This is a genomic window from Mesorhizobium sp. B2-3-14, assembly GCF_006442175.1.
Lineage (GTDB): Bacteria > Pseudomonadota > Alphaproteobacteria > Rhizobiales > Rhizobiaceae > Mesorhizobium > Mesorhizobium australicum.
Genome location: NZ_VFVP01000012.1, coordinates 105,303 through 129,832, shown reverse-complemented (window position 1 = coordinate 129,832; position 24,530 = coordinate 105,303). Strand labels below are relative to the sequence as shown.

Below are 24,530 nucleotides of genomic sequence, written 5' to 3'. Positions count from 1 at the left end.
ATCACAGTTCAGTCAGTCTTTAGCCAGCAAGCCTCATGCCATTATCGGGCCTGATAGGTGACCTTGCCGCCGCAGATCGTCGTCACCGGCCGTACCTTGTGCAGATCGGCCGGCGCCGTCTTCTCGATATCGGCCGACAGCACCACCAGATCCGCCATGTAGCCGGATTTCAGCATGCCCTTGCGATGCTCGGCGAATTCCGCATAGGCGCCCTCGACCGTGTAGGCGGCGATCGCTTCATGCAGCGAGAAGCTTTGGTCGGGATCGCTTTCTGCCCATGGCTTGCGCAGCACTGCCGCCTGAATGCCCAGGATCGGGTCGATCGGCGACACTGGCCAATCCGAGGCGAACACGACATGGGCGCCGGCGTCCTTCAAGGTGCGCCAGGCATAGCTCAGCGGCCAGCGGGCCTGCCCGATGCGCGACACGGTCGGCTCCAACGGGAAATCCATGGCGCCGGGCGGATGCGGCGGCTGCATCGAGGCGATGACCCCGAGTTCGGCAAAACGCGGCACATCCGATGGGGTGGTGACCTCGATATGTTCAACGCGATGCCGGCTGTCACGCTTGCCGTTGGCCTTTTGCGCCGCCTCGTAGCCGTCGAGCACGGCACGCACGGCGCCGTCGCCGATCGAGTGTACCGCGATCTGCAGCCCGCGCCTGTCGATGGCGACCGCCAGGTCGATGAACTGCCGTGGCGTGAACAGCGGCTCGCCGACCCAGTCGGGACGATCGGCATAGGGCTCGACCATGACAGCCGTCCACGAGTCCAGCACGCCGTCGTAGAACACCTTGACCATGCCCGAGGACAGCCATTCGCTGTCGTAGCGTTCGGCCATCACGGACGCCTTGTCGAGCATGTCGAGCGTCATGAAGTTCTTGTAGTGGAAGGGGATCTGCACGCGGCAGGGCAGGCCTTCCTCGGCCTCGATCTCGGCCAGCAGTTCGAGCTGGTAGAGATTGCCGTCCATGTTCTGGATCGAGGTGATGCCGTGGCGCGCGCACCAGGCAAGCCCGCGCCGCATGATGTCGCGGTCGGCGGCGCGTTCGGCGGCCGACGGCATCGGGTCCGGCTCACCGCCGGTCGCCAGGCCCAGCCGCACGCGGCCTTCGCCGGCAAGGTCGAGAACCGGGCCGAAGGCCTCGCCCTCGCGCAATTCGCCCGCTGCCAAGCCATCGTCGCCCATGACGATCTCATTGCCCGGACCAAGCATGCGTCCTTTGAGGATGCCGGCCAGTTCAAGCGCCTTTGTGTTGGCCCACATCGTATGGTGGTCGGGGGCGGCCATGACGAATGGCCGGTCCGGCAGGATCGCGTCGAGATGGTGTCGCGTCACCCGCTCGTCGTCGAGCACGGTGTAGTCGACGCTCTGCCCGACCAGCATCCGCGCGTCGGGGTGCGCCGCTGCATAGTCGCGGATCGCCTTCTTCAGCGCCTCGAACCCATGCACGCCCGCCAGTTGCAGATGGGCAAGCTCGGCCGCGCCTGAAAACAGATGCATATGGGCCTCGATGAAACCCGGGATCACCGAACCGCCCTCGGCGTCGATGACCTTTGTACCCCTTCCCCTGAACTCTTCGATTGCAGCACGGCTGCCAATGGCGATGATGGCGCCGTCCTTGACGGCAACGGCCTCGGCGGCGGGATTGTCACCGTCCATGGTCAGCACACGACCGTTGATGACAATCAGATCCGCATTGTGACCCGCACCCGTAACAGACATCGCGACTCCGCGCTTTTGACGACTGATTTTAGACCCGACAACCCCGTGCCCAACGACCACTCCACAGGAGCGGCGCCATGGGACAAAAATAGATGCCAGTACGCTGTCTTCGAAATTTCCCTTGTTATCCCAAGAGACAGTGTGGATAAAGAATGCGACTGATTATTCGCGTTTGTCAACATGCCGGATTTAGAATGTATTGTGGACAGCACGCCCCGCTTGTGTTGGGACCAGGCGGGGAACGAGGGGCACCAAGCAGTGAAGCGCAGTCTCGACCGCAAAACCAGGATAACGCTCGAGCCGCGCAAGCAGCCGCGGCAACAACGGTCCAGCAAGGTGGTCGACAGGATCCTCGACGCTGCGCTGATCCTGACGCGGGAGCAAGGAACCAGGACACCGACGACGCTCGCCATCGCGCAACGCGCGGGCCTGTCGGTCGGTTCGGTCTACCAGTACTTTCCCAACAAGGAAGCCATTCTTCTGGATCTCGCCCGACGCTGGCTGTCATCCTTTCCCGAGGTGATCGCGAGGCGCATCAAGGTCGCCCCGCCCACCAACCGCGAAGAATTTCGGCGGGAAGTGCGCAAGCTGTTCATCGACACGTCGAAGCTCTACCTCGAAAACGCCACCCTGATGCCGGTGATCGAGGCCATTTCAGGCAATGCCGACCTGCGGCCGATCCAGAACGAATATGACGACCAGATCATCGCCCTCTATGCTGCATGGCTGCAGCATGTGAACCCCGCACTCGAAGGCAAGATCGCCAGCCGGCTCGGCGTGGTGATGATGGAGGTCGGGCACGTCTGTCGGCTCGTTGGGCTGAAGAAGGACCGCAGGACGTTCGACCTCATCGAGGACGATGTGGAAACCATGTGGCTCGCCTTGGTGAGCCCCTACCTCAATCTTGACTGACCGGTTTCAATGCAATTCCGGACGGAAAACCGCTTCACACTTTTCCTGGAATTGCCGTAGCTTCGCACTTCGAGAGGAAATTCATGAAAACTGTCTATTCGCCACTTCACGCCGGTCATGCCGGGCAGATGGAACTGGTCACCTCAGCCATCGTGCCCGGCTTCGAAAAGCCCTCGCGGGCGGAGTTCATCAAGGCGCGGGTCGAAAGCGAGAAGCTCGGGCCGATCATCGCGCCGGTCGAGCACGACCTTGCCGCCGCCAAGCGCGTCCACAGGGCCGACTACATCGACTTCCTGCCGACCGTCTGGCCGCAATGGATCGCCGAGGGCCATGCGGGCACGGCGATGCCCTTCACCTGGCCGACGCGCGGACTGCGCGGCGACGTGCCGCCCAAGCGCATCGACGCCCTGCTCGGCTATTATTCCTTCGACGGCGGCGCCACCTTCGTCGAGGGCACCTGGGCCGCGATCAAATCGTCCTTTGACGTCGCGCTGACCGCCGCCGGCCTGGTCAAGGACGGCGAGAGGTCGGCCTTCGCGCTCTGCCGTCCGCCCGGCCACCATGCCGGGGCCGGCTTCATGGGCGGCTATTGCTACATCAACAACGCGGCCGTCGCCGCGCAATGGTTCCGCGACCAGGGCGCCAAGCGTGTCTCGATCCTCGATGTCGACTATCACCACGGCAACGGCACGCAGGAGATCTTCTATGACCGCGCCGACGTACAGGTTCTCAACCTGCACGGTGATCCGATGGTCGAGTACCCGTTCTTCCTCGGCCATGCCGATGAGCGTGGCGCGGGGGCCGGCGAAGGCTTCAACATCAACTACCCCATGCCCTTCGGCACCGGCTGGGATGCCTGGAACGTGTCGCTGGAGGATGCCTGCGCCAGGCTCGCCGCCTACGCTCCCGACATCGTCGTCGTCTCGCTCGGCGTCGACACTTTCGAAAAGGACCCGATCAGCCAGTTCAAGCTGAAAAGCCTGGATTATCCGAAGATCGGCCAGCGCATCGCCAAGCTCGGCCTGCCGACGCTGTTCGTCCAGGAAGGCGGCTATGCCGTCGAGGAGATCGGTATCAATGCCGTCGGCGTGCTGACCGGGTTCGAGGATCGGTAGAGCGGTCGTCCAGAAAGCGGAGCGCCTGCGGGGAGGACGGACAAAGGAAGGGTGGCGGCAGCCGCCCCTTTTTTGCATCCTGAGGCGCCGCGTAAGCCTCGCAAAAATCATGGCCGGCCTGCGCGGCTCGATTTCCGTGCCCAGGAAATGCAAAGAAATTGGCCGCTGAGTCGCAGGTCGAGTCCACCGGATTCGATTTTGTCAAATCGCGTTTGATGTCGGATTCATCTGCGGGTAGATTAGACCCGAATCAGCCGGTCCTCGGGGGGCGCGGCGACCACCCAAAGTCTCACGTTCCGGAATTTTTCCGGCGCCAGACGCGGATGTCTCGCGTTCCCTGAATGGATTCCGTCTGGTTGGGCGCGGCCCCGCGCCTCGTGTGTGTCTCGTAAAAGTAACGCGTTTTCGGGTTCGGCGGCTGGCACTCCAGCAGCCGGGCATCAGAATTGATTCCGACCAAAAAGCAGCAGATGAGCAGTCCCGCCGCGCCTCTTCAATCCGACACATTGGGCTCGCGCCTGACGTCGCGCGGTGATCTCACCTCCTTCTTCATGGAGCTGACCGCCGAGATCGGCGCCGACAGCTACATGCTGGTCGCCATCGTCCATGACCAGGACCGCAACGATGCACGTATCGTGTCTTCGAACTGGATCTTCGACGCCATCGAGTTGATCGGCAAGCGGCTGATCGCCGGCCTTGCACAAGGCCCGCTCACCGCCGCACCCGGTATCCGTCCGACGCCGCTGGTGGCGGCCCAGGCGCCGGATGCCGGCGGGCTGGTCTCGGGCGAAGAGGCTCGGCTCCTCGACGTGCTCGGCCATGCCGAGGTCTATTCACTGCGGCTGAATGTCGGCCGTCAGCGCCTGTTCGCCTTGTTCTCGGCGGCCGCCGCCGGCCGGATCGACCAGCCGGCGCTGATGAAGGCGCAGCTGAAATGCTGCTACGCGCTTTCGCACATCCCGCAGTTGATCGCCGCCGCGGCGATGCAGGATCCGCTGTCGGACCGCGAGCGCGAATGCTTGTTCTGGGTCTCGGAAGGCAAGACCACCGACGAGGTGGCGGTGATCCTTGGCGTCTCCTCCAACACCGTCAACAGCTACATCACCCACGCCATCCAGAAATTCGCGGCCTCGAACCGTGCGATGGCCATCGCCACGGCGATCAGGAGTGGCATCATTTGAAACACGCCGACATCAAGGAGGCCGCGGAGGCCCTTTTCAACGAGCAGCGCAGCCCGTTCGGTGCCTTCTCGCTGGGATCCGAAACACATCACGCCGTCACCATTCCCGATGCGGTGCGCCGCTGCCGCTGGATCTCAGTCGACATCAATGCCTCGGCCTTCGGCCTGTACTTCGTCAGCCCGTCGCCGGAGCGCGCGCGGCTGGTCCCGTGCTTTGATTCAGATTATCCCGGCGTCGCGGTGGCCACCAAGTTCATTTCAGGCGCCAATGGCGAGGACATCGTTCGCCATAGCCGGATTTCGACCGAGCCGCGCTGGTGGACGGATGATGGCGTGGCGGCCATGGCCGACATGTTCGGCAATCTCGCCTGGACCGGACAGATGGCGCCGCTGACACCCGGGTCGAGCGGCATTGCCTTCCCCGTCCATGCCGATCGCGGTCAATGCGGTCTTGTCGTCTTCCTGGGATCGGAGATCGCGCTGCCGCAGGATGCGCTCTACGAAATTCACGCTCGCTGCTTCTCGCTGTTCGCCGCCGTCGCGCGGATGCGTCCGGGAGACGTCGGCAGAATGCGCTCGATCTCCAAGCGCGAGCTTGAATGCCTGAAGCTGACCGCCAACGGCAACACCAGCGAGGAGATCGCGCGGCTCCTGAAACTGTCGGTGCACACCGCCAACCAGTACCTCACCCAGTCGACCCAAAAGCTCAATGCGGTCAACCGCAACCAAGCGGTCGCCAAGGCGTTGCGGCTGGGGCTTATCGAGTAGCCGCTCTCGGCTTAAGGAAGCGCTTTAGAACGCCAGCGGTTCGACCTTGCGGATGCGGGCCTGTTCGATCACCGCCTCCAGCAGCGCCGTGTTGTGCCCGGGGTCTTCGCCCGGCTTTTCAAACGACACGTAATTGACCAGGACCGTGCTGCCGGTCTCGCTCAGCGTCAGCTGGAAATAGACGGTCACGCCGGGCGGCCTGAGTTCCAGATCGAGCACGATGCGCGGGCTGCCGCTCCAGTCGACATGTGCCTCGCCGCCATGACCGAGCCTAAGCGTACCCGGCATGAAGAACAGCTCCGCCGCTGAATCGACCAGATCCGACAGGCAGGCGAAATGCTCCAGCCGGATGAAGGCGATATAGTCGGCGACGTCGATCAGCCTGAGCTCCACCACCACCTGTTCGATGGCGCTGGCGACGATGATCTCGCGGGATTTTGCGTGCGGTTGCCGGTTCATGAAATCTGTCTGCGCTCAGCCTTTTTCGAGTAGACGATCCGCACCAGTTCGGCGACGGCCTGGTAGAATTGTGATGGGATCACATTATCGACCGAAACTTGCTTGTACATGGAGCGGGCGAGCGCCACGTCCTCGAAGATCGGGATGTTATGCTCCTTGGCGATTTCGCGGATTTTCAGCGCCACCAGATCCTGCCCTTTCGCTACGACCAGCGGCGCCGAATCTTCGTCGCGCACATATTTCAGCGCAATCGAGAAATGGATGGGATTGGCGATAACGAGCGTCGCGCGCGGCACTGCGGTCATCATCCGCTTACGCGCCCGGTCGCGCGCCAACGAGCGCAGGCGCGACTTGACGATCGGGTCGCCTTCGGACTGCTTGAACTCGTCCTTGACCTCCTGCTTGCTCATGCGCAGGTCCTGCTTCCAGTGAAAGCGCGACCAGACGATGTCGATCGCCGCGATCAGTCCCATGACGAAGACGATCGCCACCAGTATGTCGACGGCGATGCCACGGATGACGAGGCCGAAAGCGACGGGATTGGTGATCATCCCGGCAAGCAGCTTGCGGTGGTCCTCCGACAGCGTGAAGGTGAGCACGGTGATGGCGAAACCGACCTTTGCGAGCGATTTCAAAAACTCGACCCAGCCCTGGGCGCCGAACATCCGGTTCCAGCCCTTGGCGATCGATATGCGCGACATCTGCGGCCTGATCCGCTCGCCGACGAATTGCGGCATGTTCTGCAGCACGGAGGCGCCGATGCCGGCAACCGTCAGCAGCACCAGCAGGCTCACGACGGCGCGACCCACTTCGAACAAGACCTGCTTGTAAAGCGCGATGACATCGGTCTCGGTGTCCATCGGCCAAGCCTCGGGCTTCTCCAGGAACATCGACAGGAACGTGCTGAGGTCGACGACGGCGTCCTTGGCATAGAAGACTGTGAACACCAGTATGGCGACGAACGAGGCGAGGAGCGCCGTTTCCCTCGAATGGGGCAGCTTGCCCTGTTCGATGGTATCGCGGATCTTCTTTTCCGTCGCCTCTTCGGTTTTCGAGTCCTTGTCGGTGGCGTCGGACATGCCTTAGGCGGCGTTCTGCGTCGAGGGAAGTTCGAAGGCCCCTTCGCGCGACAGGCGGATGGTGGTCGTCACGATCGTCTTGCGCGCGGCCATGATATCGGCGGCCGGGACACCCTCCGAGCCTTGCCCGAGTTCGGCCTCGATCATGCGTCGCGAGCGCGCGCCGATCGCCGACAGCACCGCCTCGGCCAGTGCGGCCGACGTGCCGCGCAGCGCCAGCGTGACAAGCTCGGTCGACAGCCCGTCGAACAAAAGCACGCGCGCCTTCTGGGTGAGCAGCGGCAGGTCGTCGAAAGCGAACAGCCGGGCACGGACACCGTCGAGGTCGGGCGTGCCGGCGGCTTCGAGATCCTGCATGACCTCCTCAAGCAGGGGCTTTTCCAGCTCGTTGAGCACGCTGGCGACGCGCGCCTGCCCGGCCGAAGTGTCCTTGGTGGAGGTATCCGACAGCACGCTGGAGCGCAGCCGGTTCTCGACGATCCTGGTGGCGGCGGCCGGAACGTTGGCCATCGTCACCATGCGCTTGATGATCTCGCCGCGCATCGGCTTCGTCAGTGTCAAAAGCACACTCGCCGCCGCCTGCGGCCCCAGTTTCGACAGCACCATGGCCGCCGTCTGCGGGTGTTCGCCCGCCAGGAAGGCGCCCAGCCGCGAGGGTTCGAGCTTTTCGAGATCGGGCCAGATCGGCGGCGGCCCTTCAGGCGCGACCTCGAATTTCTTGTCGCCCATGATGGCACTCATCTCTTCGGGCGAGAGAGACTCGTTGAGAATGGTGTCCATCCTGTCGGCGGAATCGAGCAGGCCGGCGCCCTCGGTGAACTCGGCCTCGAATTCGGCGACGATGCGCTCGAGATCGCTCTGCGGAATCGTCCTGAGCAGCCGCGCGCCCTCGATCAGCGCCTTCAGCTCTTCCTGCTTGAAGAATTTCAGGAGACGGCTGGCGGACGGTTTGCCCATCGCCACCAATATGGCGGCCGCCTTCTGCGCGCGCGTCAGGGTCGTCAGCGGCGTCGTCATGCCTTTCGCCTCCGCTGCCACCGGCGAGCTCCGCGATCCATGTCTAGGCGCCCTTCGTGCCGGCGATGATTTCGGTCAGCCTGATGCCAAAGCGCGAAGGGTCGCTTTCGAGCACGGTGATCTCGCCGCGCGCGATCTTGCGGCCGTTCACCACGACATCGACCGGCTCGCCGATGCGGCGATTGAGCGCGACCGTCGACCCCTTCTGCAGCGCCATCAGATCGGCAACCGCCATCTCGGTGCTGCCGAGGATGATCTGGACATCGACGGGGATGTTCATGATGACGCTTGAATTGGCCCCTGCGGCGGCCCGGAACGCCGCATCGGGGCGCTGTTCTTCTTCGTGCAGGACCCCGCGCAATTCCTCGATGGCGCGATCGAGCTGCTCGTCCGGCTGGTCGAGCTCTGCTTCTACCTTGGTCTTGGCCATGCGTCGTCTCCAAAAGCTCAGGCGCGCCCGGCACCAGCCGGCATGAGCCCATCGATGAAATCCTGCCCGGCATCGAAAGGATGCCTGATTCGGACGGTGTAATTCTGCCCCAGTTTGCCGAACTCGCATACGAACAGCGTCTGGCCGCGTGCGCCGAGGCGAGCCCGCGATTGCGCCGTCTCTTCGAAGTCGATGACCTGGCCCACTTCGAGGTTGGCGAGGTCGCCCAGCGTCAGCCGCGCCAGGGGCATGGTGGCCTCGAGCGCTACGGTCGAGCGCATCACCTCTTCCGAAAAGCGTGCCCGCCAACTGGTGCCATGATCGTCCTCGCTGATGCTGGCCGTGGCATCGCGGCCCGCCAGCACGATGCGCTGCGGCATCGTCACGGTGATCGAGCCGCTGTCGACCGGCGTCGAGATGCCAAGGACGATGCGGATCGCGGCACCGTCGCGCAACACGTGCCGCCTGGCCTCGATCCCCGACATGGCGCGCGGTGCGGGCAGCCGCAGTTCGAGCGAGCGCCGCCCCGATCCGTTCAGCGCCTGCGCCACTTCCTGGAGCACCATGGTCGAGACATCGGCCTCGATCGACGACAGCTCGCGCTCGATCGGCGACACTGGCATATCCGGGTCGCCGCCGAACAGGGTGGAGACCATGATCGCGATTGCGGGAGCATCCATGACGAGTGTCATCGCGTCCGAGGACGCCGGCGAGCCGACGACGGTCATCGCGAAATTGTCGCCGGCGCGCGAGCGCGCCTCCGGGACGCGGCTGACCTCGACGGCCTTGAGGTCGACAATTACGGGAATGCCGAGCTCGCCCGAGAGTCCCTTCTGCAGCAGCGGCACGGCGCGTTCGGCCATGGCACGGCCCGCGTCGACGACCTGATCGGTCTCACCGCTGTCGCCGACCAGACGCTCGATGATCAACGAACGCGCCTGCGAGGGGCTGCCCGGACTCGTCATGACAGTTTTGGCACCGATCTGTCGCGCATCGCTCAGGCAGCCTTCTTCTCGGCGCTGCCGGTGTTCATGGTGCTCTGCTCGACCGCGTCGATAGTCGGCCGTTCATAGGAGGAGATAGTCTTGCGGCCGAACTCGATCGCCACCTGCGGCAGCGCACCGTTCATGTAGGCGAGCAGCGTCTGCTTGACGATGATGTAGAGGCGGTTCTTCTTCTCGCGCACCGTCTTGATCTTGGTGGCGACAGGTCCGACCACCGCATAGGACAGGAAGATGCCGAGAAAGGTGCCGACCAGCGCCGCGCCGATCAGGCCGCCGAGGATTTCCGGCGACTGGTCAAGCGCCCCCATCGCCTTGACCACGCCGAGCACGGCGGCGACGATGCCGAGCGCCGGCAGGCCGTCGCCGACCGCGACCAGTGCGTGATAGGCCTTCATCTTGTCGGATTTGATGGTCTGGATTTCCTCGTCCATCAGCGCCTCGATCTCGTGTGAGCGGGCATTGCCGATGATGATGATGCGGCAGTAGTCGCAGATGAAATTCATCAAATCGTGGTTCTTGAGCACGGTCGGAAAGGCCTGGAAGATCGCCGACTCCTCCGGATTGTCGATATGCGCCTCGACCTCGCTGCGCGACTTGGAGCGCAACTCGCGCATCAGGCTGTGCAGCACGCCGAGCGTTTCCAGATAGTCCTGCTCCTTCGGCACCGCCTGCTTGAAGGCTTCCAGAATGCCCTTGCCGGTATCCTTGACAGTCTTCATCGGATTGGCGACCAGGAAGGTGCCGAGTGCGGCGCCGCAGATGACCACGGCTTCCCATGGCTGCACCAGCACGTGCAGATGCCCGCCCATGGCCATGAAGCCGCCAAGGACGCAGCCAAGCGTCACCACAAGTCCAATCAGAATGCCCACGACCGGTCCTTCCGCATTTCACGTCGGACAAGGGATAGTCCCCGTGCCTTGTGTGAGGCTTGAATCCGAGCCGCCATGGCACGAAAGTTGGCGATTCAGTTTCGCGCAAGGAAGTGAGCTTATTGTGCTGGCATAGCTTCGGCCGGAGGCGCGTCCTTGCTCAGTACCTATACCAGCTACCAGTTGATCACCAAAGACATCAACAAGTCGATCGACCGCATCGAGCAACAGCCGACAGTCGACCGCGATACCCAATATTATCTCGCCAACATCACCAAGGTGAAATCGATCGACGATTTCGTCAAAAATGACCGGCTGTTCAAATACGCCATGAAGGCCTACGGCCTTGAGAACATGGACTACGCCAAGGCCTTCATGGTGAAGGCGCTCAAGGAAGGCGTCTCCGATCCCAACAGTTTTGCCAACAAACTGACCGACAAGCGCTACGCCGCGTTCGTCAGCGCCTTCAATTTCGCCGCCAACGGCCCCAATGCGACGATCTACAACAAGGCGCAGCAACTGGTGACCAGCAACTATGCGCTGCAAGTCCAGATCGGCGCCTCGCAGGCAGGACTCTCCTACTACCAGAGTGAAACCGCCTACTACGTCACCAACATCTCCAAGGTGAAGTCGATCGACGACCTGATGGGCAACAGCCGCCTGCTGACATACGCGATGGCCGCATTCGGCCTCGATGCCGAGACCGAACCGGCGGCAACCGTCAGGGCCATGCTCGAAGGTGGCGTCAGCGACCCCAACAGTCCCGCCAACAAACTGACCGACAAGAGCTACGCCAACTTTGTCTCGGCCTTCGACTTCGCCCAGTATGGCGATCAGACAACCACGCGCGATGCTGCCCAGCAGGCGGTGCCGAAAGGCTATGTGGCCGGAACCGGACTGAAATTGGTCGAGCCGAGCCCCCAGTATATCAAGGGCGAGGCGGACTATTACGCGGCAAACATCTCCAAGGTGAAGTCGATCGACGATCTCATGGCGGACAAGCGCCTGCTCACCTTCGCCATGGCTTCCTACGGATTGGATGCGTCGACCGAAAAGCCGCTGCAGATCAGCACGATGCTGGCGGGCGGCGTCAGCGATCCCAACAGCCCGGCAAACAAGCTGACGGACAAACGCTACGCCAACTTCGTCACGGCGTTCAACTTTGCCCAATATGGCGATCAGACAACGTCGCGCGACGAGGTGCTGAAAGACACGCCGAAGATCTACACCACCGGGTCGGCCCTTGGCCTGATCCCGCCGAACGCGGACTCCATAAAATCGGAGACCGCATACTACCTTGCCAACGTCACGAACGTGAAATCCATCGACGACCTGATGGCCAACAGCCGGTTGTACAACTATGCGCTCTCGGCTTACGGACTCGATCCGGCGACGGAAAGCAAGGATCTCATCCGCAGCGTGCTGACCGGGGGCATTCGCGACGCCGACAGCGTCGCCAACAAGATGACGAACAAGGCTTATGCCGGGCTCGCCGCCGCTTTCAACTTCGAGCAGTACGGCGAAGCAGCCACCACCATCAATCCGGCGCAGCAGCCGACCGTCGACAACTACATGCGCCAGACTCTCGAGGAGGACGCCGGCAAGACCAATGAGGGCGTGCGGCTGGCGCTCTATTTCGACCGCAAAGCATCAACCATCACCAGCTGGTACGACGTGCTGGCCGACACGGCGCTTGCCAGCGTGGTGCGCACCGCGCTGGGGCTGCCCGATTCTTTCGCCACCGCCGACATCGACAAGCAGGCGCAATTGTTCGGGCAGAAGCTCGACATCTCGGATTTCACCGACCCGGTGAAACTGAACAAGTTCCTGACCCGCTTCACCAGCATGTACGAGATCAACAATCCGACCTCGACGGCGGTGACGTCGGTCAGCGTGCTCTTTGCCAAACCGGTCACATCGGGCATCTCCACCGACCTGATGATGGCCATGCAGAAACTGAAGTTCTGATCATGCGAGACAGTCTCTACGTTGCCCTCTCCGCGCAGATAGCCCTCGAGCGCCGGCTCGACACGATCGCCGACAACGTCGCCAACGCCAGCACCGTCGGCTTTCGCGCCACCGGCGTGAAGTTCGAGGACGTGGTGTCTGGCGCAGGGCAGAAGTCGGTTTCGTTCGCCTCCTCCGGCAAGACCTTTCTGTCGGGGGCACACGGCGCCATGACGGAGACCGGCAACCCGTTCGATTTCGCCATCCAGGGCGACGCCTGGTTCGCCATCGACACGCCAGTTGGCACCGTCATGACCCGCGACGGCCGTTTCTCGATGAACGAGAATGGCGAGCTGATGTCGGTCGAGGGCCATCCGGTGCTCGACGCCGGCGGGGCGCCGATCCAGCTCGATCCCCGCAACGGTCCGCCCAAGGCCGGCGCCGACGGCTCGCTGCGCCAGAACGAACAGCTCGTCGGCTCCATCGGCCTCTACAATTTCGACCCGGGCGAGAATTTCGTGCGCTACGGCAATTCCGGCATTGTGCCGGCACGCACGCCCGAACCGGTCACCGACCGCTCCGACATCGGCGTCGCCCAGGGTTTCCTCGAGGAATCCAACGTCAATCCCGTGCTGGAAATGACCCGGCTGATCATGGTCCAGCGCGCCTTCGAGAACACTGCCGCGCTGATGCGGCAGACCGATTCCTCCGCCGAGGAGGCGATAAAGACGCTCGGCTCGAAGTCGTAGCATGTCGTCAGAGCAGCCAGCCCTCCGTGCACCCGAAAGACAGCTCCAGCCGGCGCCGCTGGATCGGCTTGCCGCTTTGGAGCGGATTATCAGGCGCTTTGGCGACAGCGACGGGCTGGTCAAGCGCGGCGGGCTCGTCACCGAAGTCACATCAACGCACTACAAGGTGCGCGGCCTTTCCGATTTCACCAGGCTGGGTGACATTGTCGAGCAGCGCGGTCAGTCCGGCTCGCGCCGCGGCGAGATCGTCAAAATCAGCCGCGACGAGGTTGTGATCGCCCCCTTCGAACGCAGCGCCGACGCCGGCATCGGCGATGCCGTGTTCCGCAGGGGTCCGCTCGCGGTGGCGCCGCATGCCTCGTGGCGCGGCCGCGCCATCGACGCGCTCACCCGGGCAATCGACGGTGGTCCGCCCTTGGTCAGGGGCGACGACATGTCGGCGGCCGCCGCGACACCCGGCGCCATGGCGCGGCAGCGCGTCGGTACCGCCTTCATGACCGGCGTCAAGGTCATCGACATCTTCACGCCACTCTGCTTCGGCCAGCGCATGGGCGTCTTCGCCGGATCGGGCGTCGGCAAGTCGACGCTGCTTGCCATGCTCGCCGGCGCCGACGCGTTCGACACCGTCGTCGTGGCGCTGATCGGCGAACGCGGCCGCGAGGTCCGCGAATTCCTCGAGGATACGATCGGCGACAGCATGGCCAAGACCGTGGCCGTCGTCGCCACCAGCGACGAGAGCGCCATGATGCGCCGGCGCGCGCCAGACACCGCCATGCGCGTCGCCGAGCATTTTCGCGACCAGGGCCACGGTGTGCTGCTGGTGCTGGATTCGATCACCCGCTTCGCTCACGCCCTGCGCGAGGTGGCGACGGGAACCGGCGAGCCGCCGGTTGCCCGCGGCTATCCCGCCTCGGTCTTCACCGAACTGCCCAAGCTGCTCGAGCGCGCCGGGCCTGGAACCGAAGGCCCAGGATTGGAAGGCAAGGGATCGATCACGGCCATCATTTCCGTGCTGGTCGACGGCGATGATCACAACGATCCGGTCGCCGATTCGGTGCGCGGCATTCTCGACGGCCATGTCGTGCTCGACCGCGCGATCGCCGAACAGGGCCGCTATCCGCCCGTCAATCCGCTGTCGTCCATCTCGCGACTGGCCGGCAAGGCCTGGAGTGTCGAACAGCGAGCCCTGGTGACGCGGCTGAAGTCTATGATCTCCCGCTTCGAGGACACGCGCGACATCCGGCTGCTCGGCGCCTATCAGGGCGGCGTCGACGCTGAACTCGATATGGCCGTACGCCAGGTGCCCGTCATCTATGAGGCGCTGACGCAATCGCCCAGGGACCGCCCGTCCGCCGATCCGTTCTCCGATCTTGCCCGCCATCTCAAGGGAAAGCAGAATGCCGAACCAGGAGACTGAACGCCAGTACACCGAGCGCCTCCTGAACGAGATGATCGCCGAAGCGAACGCCGCGGAGCAGGCTCGAGCGGAGGAGGCCAGGGTCGCCAGGGCAAACGCCGCCGGCGCCATGGCTGCCCGGACCGCGGTTGTTCTGGCCAAGGCCGTCAAATCGGCTCTCCCCAGATCCGAGCCTTTGCCGGCCCGGACTGCCGAGCCCCCTGTGAATTCCCTTCCCCGCGTCGAGGCTGCCGATATGGCTCAAGCCAGTCGCGAATCGCTGATCGATGGCCTGTTTGCCGCCAGCGAATTGCCGCAGCCGCCAAAGCCGCAATTCCCCAGACTGGGCAAGAAGAAGGCGGACCGTCGCAGCGACGTCGTCATCGCCGCGCTCGGCATCACGCTCGGCCTGACCTGCGCCCTGTTTCCCTGGTACATCTTCTTCAACCAGGACCAGTTCGGCGTGCAGGCGATCAAGTTCGGCGGCACCGGTACCAATTCGGGACGTGCGGGAGGTGGCGTGGTCGCCGAGCGCAGCGCGCCGCTGACCGCCAGGGACGTTCCCAACGCCGATGTAGATCTGCTTGCCACCGGCACGGTGCAGGACGATTCCAAAACGCAGCCGCCCGGCGAGCAACCCTTCCCCGCCGACATCGCGAAGTTCCGCATGGTCCATGTCGCCAATGGCCGCGCCATGATCGAGGACGACACCGGCCTGTGGATGGTCCAGCGCGGTTCGACGCTGCCGGATTCCAGCAAGGTATCGGCGATCGAGCAGCGCAACGGCAAATGGGTCATGCTCACCAGCGCCAACCAGGTGATCGAGCTTTCCAGATAAGCCGTCACGGTTTTGTGCCGAGGATGATTTCAGGTCGGATCGTCCTGAAATCATCCGTCTCCATTTCAAGGGATGGAGCATGATGTCGTCCGAAAACCGCTTCGCCGTTTTCGTCTTCACGTTCTAGCGACCGATCGCAAGGTCCGCGCAAGACTGGCGTCCTACTCTTTGGGCACATGCCCGGAGATTCCCATGGAGCCTGTTTCCCTTTTCGATCTCGCCGCCAAGCAAGCGCAGTGGCTGTCGGTACGTCAGTCGGCGGTCGCCGGCAACATCGCCAATGCCAACACGCCGGGCTACACGGCAAACGACGTCGAGCCGTTCGAGAAGGTGCTCGACCGCACCGCGGTGTCGCTCCAGATCACCGAGCCCGGTCATCTCGGCACTGCGGCGACCAATGCCGGCTTCTCCATCAAGCCGCAGGAAGACGACGGCGTGGTCATGCCCTCCAAGAACACGGTCGTGCTTGAAGACCAGCTTCTCAAGGCCGGCGAGGTGCGCCGCTCCTTCGAACTCAACACGGCCATCGTCAAGGCATTCCACTCAATGATGATGATGGCGGTCAAGAGCTGACCATGGACGCACTGACCGCAGCCCTCAAAGTCGCAGCATCAGGCCTTGGCGCTCAGTCCGAGCGCCTGCGCGTGGTTTCGGAAAACCTCGCCAACGCCCAGTCGACAGGCACCACGCCGGGCGCCGACCCGTATCGCCGCAAGACCATCAGCTTCGTCTCCGAACTCGACCGGGCCTCCGGCAGCTCGACGGTGGAGGTGAATTCGATCGACCGCGACCCGAGCAATTTTCCCGTCGAATTCCAGCCCGGCAACGAGGCCGCCGACGACAAGGGCTACGTCAAGATGCCCAATGTGAACGTGCTGATCGAGATGGCCGACATGACCGAAGCCAACCGCTCCTACGAGGCCAATCTGCAAGTCGTGAAGCAGGCGCGTGATCTCATTTCAATGACCATCGACCTGATGAGGAACCAATGATCGTCAACGGCATCGGCGCGCTTAACCTGAAGCCTGGGCTGGGCGATACAGCCACCGATCTGCTGCAGGGTGGCGTTGCGCCGGCGGCAACGGGCAACCTTGGCACCTCCTTCGCCGAAGCGGTGAGCCAGGCTGCCTCCAAGACCGTCAGCACCATGCAGAATGCCGAGCAGGTGTCGATGCAGGCGCTCAAGGGCGACGCCGACACCCGCCAGGTGGTCGATGCCGTGATGAGCGCCCAGCAGGCGCTGCAGACCGCCGTCGCCATTCGCGACAAGGTGGTCTCGGCCTATCTCGAAGTCAGTCGCATGGGCATCTGAGGAGCAGGCCATGAAAGCACTCGCCATCGCCGCCACCGGCATGAATGCCCAGCAGACCAATCTGGAAGTCATCGCCAACAACATCGCCAACATCAACACCACCGGCTACAAGCGCGCGCGCGCCGAATTCTCCGACCTGCTCTACCAAGTCGATCGCACGCAAGGCGTCCCCAACCGCTCCAATGCCTCGCTGGTGCCGGAAGGCGTTTCGATCGGTCTCGGCGTCAAGACGACCGCCGTGCGCAACGTCCACACCCAGGGTGAACTGACCAGCACCGGCAACAGCTTCGACATGGCGCTCACCGGCAGGGGCTGGTTCCAGATCGAAGGCGCCGATGGCGGTACGCTCTATACCCGCGCCGGCGCCTTCAACACCAACGCCACCGGCCAGCTGGTGACGGTGGACGGCGCCAGTGTCATTCCGGCCATCACCGTGCCGACTGATGCGGTCGAAGTCATCGTCAACAAGACCGGCCAGGTCTTCGCCCGCATCGACGGCCAGACCGACCTGCAGAACCTCGGCCAGCTCCAGATCGTCAACTTCGCCAACGAGGCGGGCCTCGCGCCGCTCGGCGACAATCTCTTCCAGGAGACAACGGCTTCCGGCCCGGCCAATGTCGGCGTGCCCGGCGATCCCGGCTTCGCCACCATCCAGCAAGGCTATCTCGAGGCCTCCAATGTCGACCCGGTCAAGGAAATCACCGAACTGATCTCGGCGCAGCGCGCCTATGAAATGAACTCCAAGGTCATCCAGGCCGCCGACGACATGGCCTCCGTCGTCTCCAAGAACATCAGGTAACGGATGATGGCCATGCCGATCTCCTGCTCCGCATTCAGCCGCGCCGCGCTCGCCCTTGCGCTGGTGGCCTGCGGCATGCCGGCTTTCGCCCAGGACTCGGCCAACCAGATCGCCAGCAACCAACCTGCTGGCGAGGTCGTGCTGATCCCCAACCGGGTCATTTATCCCGGCGAGACCATCGAACTCGCCGCCCTGAAGCAGGTCACCCTCATCCCCGGCAAGCATAAGCCCGATGCTGTTGCGACCCGTTCCGAGGAATTGCAGGGCAAGATCGCCAAGCGCACGCTGCTGCCCGGCCGCTACATTCCTTCAGCCGCCGTCCGTGAGGCCTGGCTGGTCGAGCAGGGTGCCGCCGTGCAGGTCTTCTTCGTCGCCGGCGGGCTGACGATAACGGCCACCGCCGTGACCTTGCAGCCGGGCTCGGCGGGCGACTTCATCAAGGTCCGCAACAGCGACAGCGGCAAGATTCTCTCGGGCACGGTGATGGCCGACGGCACCATCCAGGTCGGCGCTTCATGATGCGCCCGCTTGCCCTTCTGATTGCGGCCACGCTCGGTCTGCAGCCGGCACTAGCCGATGGCCTGACGCCCAAGGCCAAGCGCGAACTCGCCGCGAGGAATGGCGGTGTCTACGACGATCCCGAATATGATCCCGCCACCACCACGCGCATGTTCCGCGTTTCGCCCGGACCAAGCTCGCTGCCGCCTGGCCAGGTCGCCTCGCGCATCAAGGATATCGCGCAGCTGCAGAGTTCGCGCGACAACCAGCTCGTCGGCTACGGCCTCGTCATCGGGCTCGCCGGATCCGGCGACAGCCTGCGCAACTCGCCGTTCACCGAACAGTCGATCCGCGCCATGCTCGAAAATCTCGGCATCGCCACCGAAGGCGGCAGCGCACGCGCCAAGAACGTCGCCGCCGTCATCGTCACCGCCAACATGCCGCCCTATGTGCAGTCCGGCGCCCGCATCGACATCGACGTCTCCTCGATGGGCGACGCTACCTCGCTTGCCGGCGGCACGCTGATCATGACGCCGCTGAAGGCGGCGGACGGGGAGATCTACGCCGTCGGCCAGGGCGCGGTCATCGTTTCCGGTTTCACCGCTCAAGGCCAGGCCGAGCAGTTGACGCAAGGCGTACCGACCGCCGGCCGCGTGCCGAACGGGGCCATAATCGAGCGGCAGGTGAAGGCCGAGTTCGATGACCAGTCGACGCTGATACTGCAATTGCGCAATCCCGATTTTTCGACCGCCATCCGCATCGCCGACGCGATCAACGACTACACCGCCCAGCGCTTCGGAATGCGCGTGGCGGCGGAGCGCGATTCCCGCACCGTGCAGATCAGGCGGCCGAAGAGCGTTTCGGCGGCCCGCTTCTATGCCGAGATCGAAAACCTGGTGGTCGAGTCCGACACGCCGGCCCGCGTCGTCATCGACGAGCGCACGGGTACCATCGTCATCGGCAACGACGTCAAGATCTCACGTGTCGCCATCAGCCACGGCACGCTGACGGTGCGCATTACGGAAGCGCCGCGCGTCGTGCAGCCCGAACCCTTCTCCAAGGGCGAAACCGCCGTCGAACCGTTCACAGCCATCGATGCCACCCGGCCCAACGCCCGCGTCGCCGTGCTCGACGGGCCCGACCTGCAAACTCTCGTTTCCGGCCTCAACCGTCTCGGCGTCAAGCCGGACGGCATCATTGCCATCCTGCAAGGCATCAAGTCGGCCGGCGCCTTGCAAGCCGATCTGGTTCTCCAATAGCGATGTCGATGATCACCTCCCTCTCATCCCATCAAGGACGCCCTCCCCGCGCAATCTTGTTCGCGGCCACGGTCCTCGCGGCCATGTCCGTTTCGAGCAGCGGCGCACGCGGCGAGGATGTCGTTCGTCAGATTCTGCCCGGAGCGCAGCCCGCGGTCGCACCGCAGCAACTGACACGAGAAAAGGCGCCGGACCAGAGCGAGATCGAGCGCTTCTGCTCCAACATCGCCGACGCCGCGCGCGACCGCCGCTATGCCTTGCAGGCGGAAGAGTTAAAACAGCTGCAGGCAGGCATCGACGAGCGCATGAAGGCGCTGGACGCAAAAAAAGCCGAATACGAAACCTGGTTGAAGCGGCGCGAGGTGTTTCTGGCCCGGGCCGAGGACGGCGTCGTCAAGATCTATGCCGGCATGAAGCCCGATGCCGCGGCCGAACGCCTGGCGATCGTCAACGCGGACCTCGCCGCGGCCATCCTGATGAAGCTCGATTCACGCAAGGCGGGTGTCATCCTCAACGAAATGGACCAGAAGGCGGCGGCGACGCTCACCGGCATCATGGCCAGCGCAGCCCGAAGGGTAGATCCGTCATGATCCGCAGAATGCTCATCCTGTGCGCGGCGGCAGCCTTGTCCGGCTGCGCAACCAATTTCAAGGAAATCGGTAGGGAACCATCGCTGTCGCCGGTCGGTTCGGGCATCGGCGGCGACGGGACAGCACCCTACAGCTATCCTCAGCCGCCCGCCGCGCCGGTCAAGAAGTTCTCTTTGTGGGACGACCGCCAGAGCCGGCTGTTCACCGATCCCAGGGCGCTGCGCGAAGGCGACATCCTGACCGTCAGGATCAAGCTCAACGACAAGGCCAACTTCAAGAACCAGAACGACCGGAGCCGCACCGCCGCACGCAAGCTGGGTTATGACGTCACGCTCGGATGGGAAGGCAACAGCACCAGCGGCAAGGGCGACGCCGGCTTGAGTTCCAGCACCGAAACCAATGCCGACGGCGAAATCAAGCGCTCCGAAAACCTGGAGCTCAACGTCGCCGCCGTCGTCACCGAGGTCCTGCCCAACGGCAATTTGATGATCAGGGGTTCCCAGGAAGTGCGCGTCAACTACGAGCTCAGGGTGCTCACCATCGCCGGCATGGTGCGCCCGTCGGACATCGGCGCGGAAAACACCATCTCCTATGAACGCATCGCCGAGGCGCGCATCTCCTATGGCGGCCGTGGCCGCGTCAGCGAGGTCCAGCAGCCGGCTTATGGCCAGCAGGTCCTCGACCAGGTTCTTCCGTTCTAGGCATTGGAGAGCGCGGCACCATGGCCAATGTCGATCAGATTCAGCCTCGCAAGGGTCCTTCCCTTGCCGTGCAGGGCGCCATGCTGCTCGTGGTGACGGCCGCCGCCATCGGCATGGGCTGGATGTCGGGCGGTTATCTCAAGGGCGTCGGCGCACCATCGTCGGTGCCAGTCGCGCCTGAAAACGAGGGCAAGGTACCCCAGCCCGAAGCCGCTCAACAAGCTGGCGCGGGGCCGACGCTCGTCGCGCTGGCGCCGATCACCACCAACATCGCCTCGCCCGCGGACACTTGGATCAGGATGGAAGTGTCCGTGGTCTACGACGCTCCGCAGCCGCCGGCGATGGCGGAGGACGTCCAGCAGGATCTTCTGGCCTTCGTGCGTACCCTCAAGATGCACCAGATCGAAGGCGCCAGCGGCTACCAGCATCTGAAGGCCGATCTCGACGAACGCGCCTCGATCCGCAGTCAGGGGCACGTCAAACAGGTTCTCGTCAGGACATTGCTGCTCGAATGAGAAAATTCCTTCTTGCCGCGGCACTGATTGGCGCCGCCACCTCCGTCGCGGCGGCCCAGCAACTGGACCTTGGCGGCATCGGCAAGGCCGATGGCGCCACCGTCGGCTACATCATCCAGATGTTCGGTCTGCTCACCGTGCTGTCGGTGGCGCCGGGGCTGCTGATCATGGTGACCAGCTTCACCCGCTTCGTCATCGCTTTCTCCATCCTGCGTGCCGGCATTGGCCTGCAATCGACGCCGGCGAACCTCATCCTCATTTCGCTGTCGCTGTTCATGACCTTTTATGTCATGGCGCCGACCTTCGATCAGGCGTGGAATACCGGCGTCAAGCCGTTGATGGACAATCAGATCAGCCAGACAGAGGCCTTCGAGAAGATTTCCGATCCGTTCCGCACCTTCATGCTGCACAATGTGCGCGACAAGGATTTCGACCTTTTCGCCGACCTTGCCCGCGAACGCGGCCAGGTCGTTGCGAAGGAGACGGTCGACCTGCGCATCCTGGTGCCTGCCTTCATGATCTCCGAGATCCGGCGCGGCTTCGAGATCGGCTTCCTGATCGTGCTGCCATTCCTGGTCATCGACTTGATCGTGGCCACCATCACCATGGCGATGGGCATGATGATGCTGCCGCCCACGGTCGTGTCGTTGCCGTTCAAGATCCTGTTCTTTGTCCTGATCGACGGCTGGAACCTGCTCGTCGGCAGCCTGGTGCGCTCTTTTACCTGACCGTGCGCGCTCGACATCGGGTATGGCCTGCCTGCGGAATGAGGCAGCGCGCCGCGTCATCGAATTCCTCCGAATTATTTTCGATTAACCGTCCAGTTTAGTCGTTTGGTAGGGACTCGCCGCCATAGTCGCTCGCAGATGGCGGGTGACCCAAACGCAACGGTCATTGGCATGATGCCGCTCCGTCATACCGGACAAACCGGTATGCAAAAAACACCCTGTAAAACAAGGTACGAGTAGCCATGGCCAGTATCATGACCAACGCCTCGGCGTTGACCGCTCTGCAGAGCTTGAACGCCACCCAGAAGAACCTCGACACCACCCAGGCCCGCATCTCGACGGGTTATCGCGTCTCCCAGGCGTCGGACAACGCCGCCTACTGGTCGATCGCCACCACGATGCGCTCGGACAACTCGGCGATGTCCACCGTTTCGGACGCGCTCGGCCTCGGCGCCTCGAAGGTCGACACCGCCTACACCGGCATGGACAGCGCGATCACGACCATCAACCAGATCCAGCAGAAGCTGACCGCATCCTACGGCCAGACGGACGCTTCCAAGGAAAAGACCCAGGTCGAAATCGCCGCTCTTCAGAAGCAGTTGAAGGCCTATGCCGATGGCGCCACCTTCTCCGGCACCAACATGCTCTCGGTCAACAGCGGCGCCACCGCCACGACCGCGGCCGACGTCAAGATCGTTTCCGCCTTCAACCGCAGCGCAACCGGCGCGGTTTCGATCTCGACGATCGACGTCAACGTGGAAAGCATCAAGCTGTATGAAGCCGGCACTGCTGCCGGCGTGACGAAGGGTATCCTCGACGCCGACCGCCTCGGTACCGATGGCAGCGTCGCGGCCGCGGCCTCGAACCCGACCCTGGGCGCTGCCGCGGCGGCCACCGACACTTATTCGGTCGCCAGCCTGAAGATCTTCTCGGGCACCACCGCTGCGAGCGACACCCAGATCCAGGCTATGATGAACGTCGTCGATGCCGCGCTGAAGGGCATGACCAACGCTGCCACCAAGCTCGGCGCCGCCAAGAGCTCCATCGACCTGCAGAAGACCTTCACCTCGAGCCTGATGGACTCCATCGATCGCGGCGTCGGCCAGCTCGTCGATGCCGACATGAACAAGGAATCGACCCGCCTCCAGGCCCTGCAGGTTCAGCAGCAGCTCGGCGTCCAGGCGCTGTCGATCGCCAACGGCTCGTCGCAGTCGATCCTGTCGCTCTTCCGCGGCTGATCCCTCTCGACCGATCAAACCAGGCAAACGGGCCGCGCCAAAAGCGCGGCCCGTTTTGCGTTTGCTCCAGCCCCGCGCAACCCTCGTTTCTTAACCCTCGAAAGCTGGCTTTTAACAGGCCGTTAACCATAACGCGCTAGTCATGGTTAACCAATGACTTACAACGGATTGCCGAATCGGCCCGATCGGGTGACGGTAATCCACGAGCGGGTCGAGCGGCTCGCGAGGGCAACGCCGGTTTGAGAAAGACCGGTCTGGAAAAAGGAGCGAGTTTCTTGGCGAGCATCATGACGAACGCCGCGGCGTTGACCGCACTTCAAAGCCTTAACGCCACCAACAAATCGCTCGAGCAAACGCAGTCCCGAATCTCCACGGGCTACAGGGTCTCCGAGGCCTCCGACAACGCCGCCTACTGGTCGATCGCCACGACGATGCGCTCCGACAACCAGGCGCTGTCGACAGTCCAGGACGCGCTCGGCCTGGGCGCTTCGAAAGTCGACACTGCCTATACCGGCATGAACAATGCGCTGGATACGATCGGCAAGATCAAGACCAAGTTGCTTTCGACCATTGGCCAGACGGGTGCCGCCAAGGCAAAGACGCAGACTGAAATCACCGCGCTCCAGGCGCAGATGAAGTCCTTTGCCGATGCCGCCACCTTTTCGGGCTCGAATTATCTTTCGGTAACGTCGACGCAGGTCGCCGCCGCCAATGATGGCGTCCAGGCCGACGCCAAGATCGTGTCGTCCTTCAATCGCTCATCGTCGGGCGCCATCTCGCTCGGGACGATCGACATCGATGTCGAGAGCACCAAGCTGTTCGATTCCGGTCTCTCCACCGCCGTCAAGAACCAGGGCACGCTTGACCGCCAGACCTCGGTTTATTCCACGGCGGCGGCCCAGGACCTGTATGATACCGCTTATGCGGCCGCAATCGCCGGCGGCGGCACGGACATTGCCGCCAACAACGCCGGCCAGACCGCGGCCGGGACGGTGGTTCCCAGGATCGACAATGTTTCCGCCTACAATCTCGATATCACCGCGGCCGGCGTGACCGACGACATCATCACCCAGATGGTCGGCAAGATCGACAAGGTCATGAGCCAGTTGACCGACTCCGCCACCATTCTCGGTGCGGCCAAGAGCTCCATCGACCTGCAGAAGACCTTCACGCAGAGCCTGATGGACTCGATCGATCGCGGCGTCGGCCAGCTCGTCGATGCCGACATGAACAAGGAATCGACCCGCCTCCAGGCGCTGCAGGTTCAGCAGCAGCTCGGCATCCAGTCGCTGTCGATCGCCAACAGCTCCTCGCAGTCGATCCTGTCGCTGTTCAAGAACGGCTAACCTTGGCCTAGCTGACGGATACTTCGAAATTCACGGGCCGCGCCGCAAGCGCGGCCC

27 protein-coding genes are annotated in these 24,530 nt (G+C 63.4%); 20 read left to right on the top strand and 7 right to left on the bottom strand.

Going from position 1 to position 24,530, the window contains the following annotated elements; genetic code table 11:
• Positions 1-41 precede the first annotated feature (41 nt).
• Entirely contained in the window at positions 42-1,724 is a 1,683-nt protein-coding gene (locus FJ950_RS25215) for an amidohydrolase (RefSeq protein WP_140619473.1), read from the bottom strand.
• A gap of 258 nt (positions 1,725-1,982) precedes the next feature.
• On the opposite strand from FJ950_RS25215, the gene FJ950_RS25210 reads away from it, so the two are divergent.
• The 4 genes from FJ950_RS25210 (at position 1,983) to FJ950_RS25195 (ending at position 5,699) form a co-directional block, all read left to right on the top strand.
• Positions 1,983-2,636, top strand: a complete 654-nt coding sequence (locus FJ950_RS25210) for a TetR/AcrR family transcriptional regulator (protein WP_140619471.1) — start codon at positions 1,983-1,985, stop codon at positions 2,634-2,636.
• A gap of 83 nt (positions 2,637-2,719) precedes the next feature.
• A complete protein-coding gene (locus FJ950_RS25205; RefSeq protein WP_140619469.1) occupies positions 2,720-3,751 on the top strand; it encodes a histone deacetylase family protein in 1,032 nt (343 codons plus the stop codon).
• A 470-nt stretch (positions 3,752-4,221) separates the two neighbouring features.
• Positions 4,222-4,932, top strand: coding sequence for a helix-turn-helix transcriptional regulator (locus FJ950_RS25200; RefSeq protein ID WP_041163672.1), 711 nt, complete (start codon positions 4,222-4,224; stop codon positions 4,930-4,932).
• Complete coding sequence (locus FJ950_RS25195) at positions 4,929-5,699, top strand: helix-turn-helix transcriptional regulator (protein ID WP_140619467.1); 771 nt, start codon at positions 4,929-4,931, stop codon at positions 5,697-5,699. The genes FJ950_RS25200 and FJ950_RS25195 overlap by 4 nt, the downstream gene beginning before the upstream one ends.
• A 24-nt stretch (positions 5,700-5,723) precedes the next feature.
• On the opposite strand, the gene FJ950_RS25190 is transcribed toward FJ950_RS25195, so the two are convergent.
• From FJ950_RS25190 to motA, 6 genes are read right to left on the bottom strand one after another with little or no spacing between them, the layout of a single operon-like run.
• Positions 5,724-6,158 (bottom strand): hypothetical protein, encoded by a 435-nt coding sequence (locus FJ950_RS25190; protein ID WP_015315925.1) that lies wholly within the window; start codon positions 6,156-6,158, stop codon positions 5,724-5,726.
• Positions 6,155-7,237 carry a flagellar biosynthesis protein FlhB gene (flhB, locus tag FJ950_RS25185; protein WP_140619465.1) on the bottom strand — a complete coding sequence of 361 codons (1,083 nt, stop codon included), beginning with the start codon at positions 7,235-7,237 and terminating at the stop codon, positions 6,155-6,157. Before flhB ends, FJ950_RS25190 begins: the two co-directional genes overlap by 4 nt.
• A gap of 3 nt (positions 7,238-7,240) precedes the next feature.
• Positions 7,241-8,254 (bottom strand): flagellar motor switch protein FliG, encoded by a 1,014-nt coding sequence (locus FJ950_RS25180; protein WP_140619464.1) that lies wholly within the window; start codon positions 8,252-8,254, stop codon positions 7,241-7,243.
• A gap of 43 nt (positions 8,255-8,297) precedes the next feature.
• Positions 8,298-8,684: a flagellar motor switch protein FliN gene (fliN, locus tag FJ950_RS25175; protein ID WP_015315922.1), complete on the bottom strand. Its 387-nt coding sequence runs from the start codon at positions 8,682-8,684 to the stop codon at positions 8,298-8,300.
• A gap of 17 nt (positions 8,685-8,701) precedes the next feature.
• Complete coding sequence (locus FJ950_RS25170; RefSeq protein ID WP_140619462.1) at positions 8,702-9,649, bottom strand: FliM/FliN family flagellar motor switch protein; 948 nt, start codon at positions 9,647-9,649, stop codon at positions 8,702-8,704.
• A gap of 32 nt (positions 9,650-9,681) precedes the next feature.
• On the bottom strand, positions 9,682-10,557 hold the full coding sequence (gene motA, locus FJ950_RS25165) for a flagellar motor stator protein MotA (RefSeq protein WP_015315920.1): 876 nt from the start codon (positions 10,555-10,557) through the stop codon (positions 9,682-9,684).
• 156 nt (positions 10,558-10,713) lie between these two features.
• Between motA and FJ950_RS25160 the strand changes: the two genes are divergently transcribed.
• From FJ950_RS25160 to FJ950_RS25085, 16 genes are all read left to right on the top strand, one after another.
• Positions 10,714-12,525 carry a DUF1217 domain-containing protein gene (locus FJ950_RS25160; protein WP_140619460.1) on the top strand — a complete coding sequence of 604 codons (1,812 nt, stop codon included), beginning with the start codon at positions 10,714-10,716 and terminating at the stop codon, positions 12,523-12,525.
• A gap of 2 nt (positions 12,526-12,527) precedes the next feature.
• Entirely contained in the window at positions 12,528-13,253 is a 726-nt protein-coding gene (flgF, locus tag FJ950_RS25155; RefSeq protein WP_015315918.1) for a flagellar basal-body rod protein FlgF, read from the top strand.
• Between the two features lies 1 nt (position 13,254).
• Complete coding sequence (gene fliI, locus FJ950_RS25150; RefSeq protein ID WP_140619458.1) at positions 13,255-14,670, top strand: flagellar protein export ATPase FliI; 1,416 nt, start codon at positions 13,255-13,257, stop codon at positions 14,668-14,670.
• On the top strand, positions 14,651-15,487 hold the full coding sequence (locus FJ950_RS25145; protein WP_140619457.1) for a hypothetical protein: 837 nt from the start codon (positions 14,651-14,653) through the stop codon (positions 15,485-15,487). Before fliI ends, FJ950_RS25145 begins: the two co-directional genes overlap by 20 nt.
• A 192-nt stretch (positions 15,488-15,679) precedes the next feature.
• A complete protein-coding gene (flgB, locus tag FJ950_RS25140) occupies positions 15,680-16,060 on the top strand; it encodes a flagellar basal body rod protein FlgB (RefSeq protein ID WP_015315915.1) in 381 nt (126 codons plus the stop codon).
• 2 nt (positions 16,061-16,062) lie between these two features.
• Positions 16,063-16,479: a flagellar basal body rod protein FlgC gene (gene flgC / locus FJ950_RS25135; RefSeq protein ID WP_015315914.1), complete on the top strand. Its 417-nt coding sequence runs from the start codon at positions 16,063-16,065 to the stop codon at positions 16,477-16,479.
• Positions 16,476-16,799: a flagellar hook-basal body complex protein FliE gene (locus FJ950_RS25130; RefSeq protein ID WP_181171435.1), complete on the top strand. Its 324-nt coding sequence runs from the start codon at positions 16,476-16,478 to the stop codon at positions 16,797-16,799. The genes flgC and FJ950_RS25130 overlap by 4 nt, the downstream gene beginning before the upstream one ends.
• Before the next feature lie 10 nt (positions 16,800-16,809).
• Positions 16,810-17,598, top strand: coding sequence for a flagellar basal-body rod protein FlgG (gene flgG / locus FJ950_RS25125; RefSeq protein ID WP_015315912.1), 789 nt, complete (start codon positions 16,810-16,812; stop codon positions 17,596-17,598).
• A gap of 6 nt (positions 17,599-17,604) precedes the next feature.
• Positions 17,605-18,117, top strand: coding sequence for a flagellar basal body P-ring formation chaperone FlgA (gene flgA / locus FJ950_RS25120; protein ID WP_181171433.1), 513 nt, complete (start codon positions 17,605-17,607; stop codon positions 18,115-18,117).
• Positions 18,114-19,355 (top strand): flagellar basal body P-ring protein FlgI, encoded by a 1,242-nt coding sequence (locus tag FJ950_RS25115; RefSeq protein ID WP_140619453.1) that lies wholly within the window; start codon positions 18,114-18,116, stop codon positions 19,353-19,355. Before flgA ends, FJ950_RS25115 begins: the two co-directional genes overlap by 4 nt.
• An 8-nt stretch (positions 19,356-19,363) precedes the next feature.
• Complete coding sequence (locus tag FJ950_RS25110) at positions 19,364-19,945, top strand: MotE family protein (protein WP_140619532.1); 582 nt, start codon at positions 19,364-19,366, stop codon at positions 19,943-19,945.
• Entirely contained in the window at positions 19,942-20,646 is a 705-nt protein-coding gene (flgH, locus tag FJ950_RS25105; protein ID WP_140619451.1) for a flagellar basal body L-ring protein FlgH, read from the top strand. The genes FJ950_RS25110 and flgH overlap by 4 nt, the downstream gene beginning before the upstream one ends.
• A 20-nt stretch (positions 20,647-20,666) precedes the next feature.
• Positions 20,667-21,161 (top strand): flagellar basal body-associated FliL family protein, encoded by a 495-nt coding sequence (locus FJ950_RS25100; RefSeq protein WP_015315907.1) that lies wholly within the window; start codon positions 20,667-20,669, stop codon positions 21,159-21,161.
• Complete coding sequence (gene fliP / locus FJ950_RS25095) at positions 21,158-21,889, top strand: flagellar type III secretion system pore protein FliP (RefSeq protein WP_015315906.1); 732 nt, start codon at positions 21,158-21,160, stop codon at positions 21,887-21,889. Before FJ950_RS25100 ends, fliP begins: the two co-directional genes overlap by 4 nt.
• A gap of 242 nt (positions 21,890-22,131) precedes the next feature.
• Complete coding sequence (locus FJ950_RS25090; RefSeq protein ID WP_015315905.1) at positions 22,132-23,127, top strand: flagellin; 996 nt, start codon at positions 22,132-22,134, stop codon at positions 23,125-23,127.
• Positions 23,128-23,402: 275 nt separating this feature from the next.
• Positions 23,403-24,473 carry a flagellin gene (locus tag FJ950_RS25085; protein WP_140619449.1) on the top strand — a complete coding sequence of 357 codons (1,071 nt, stop codon included), beginning with the start codon at positions 23,403-23,405 and terminating at the stop codon, positions 24,471-24,473.
• Positions 24,474-24,530: the final 57 nt, after the last annotated feature.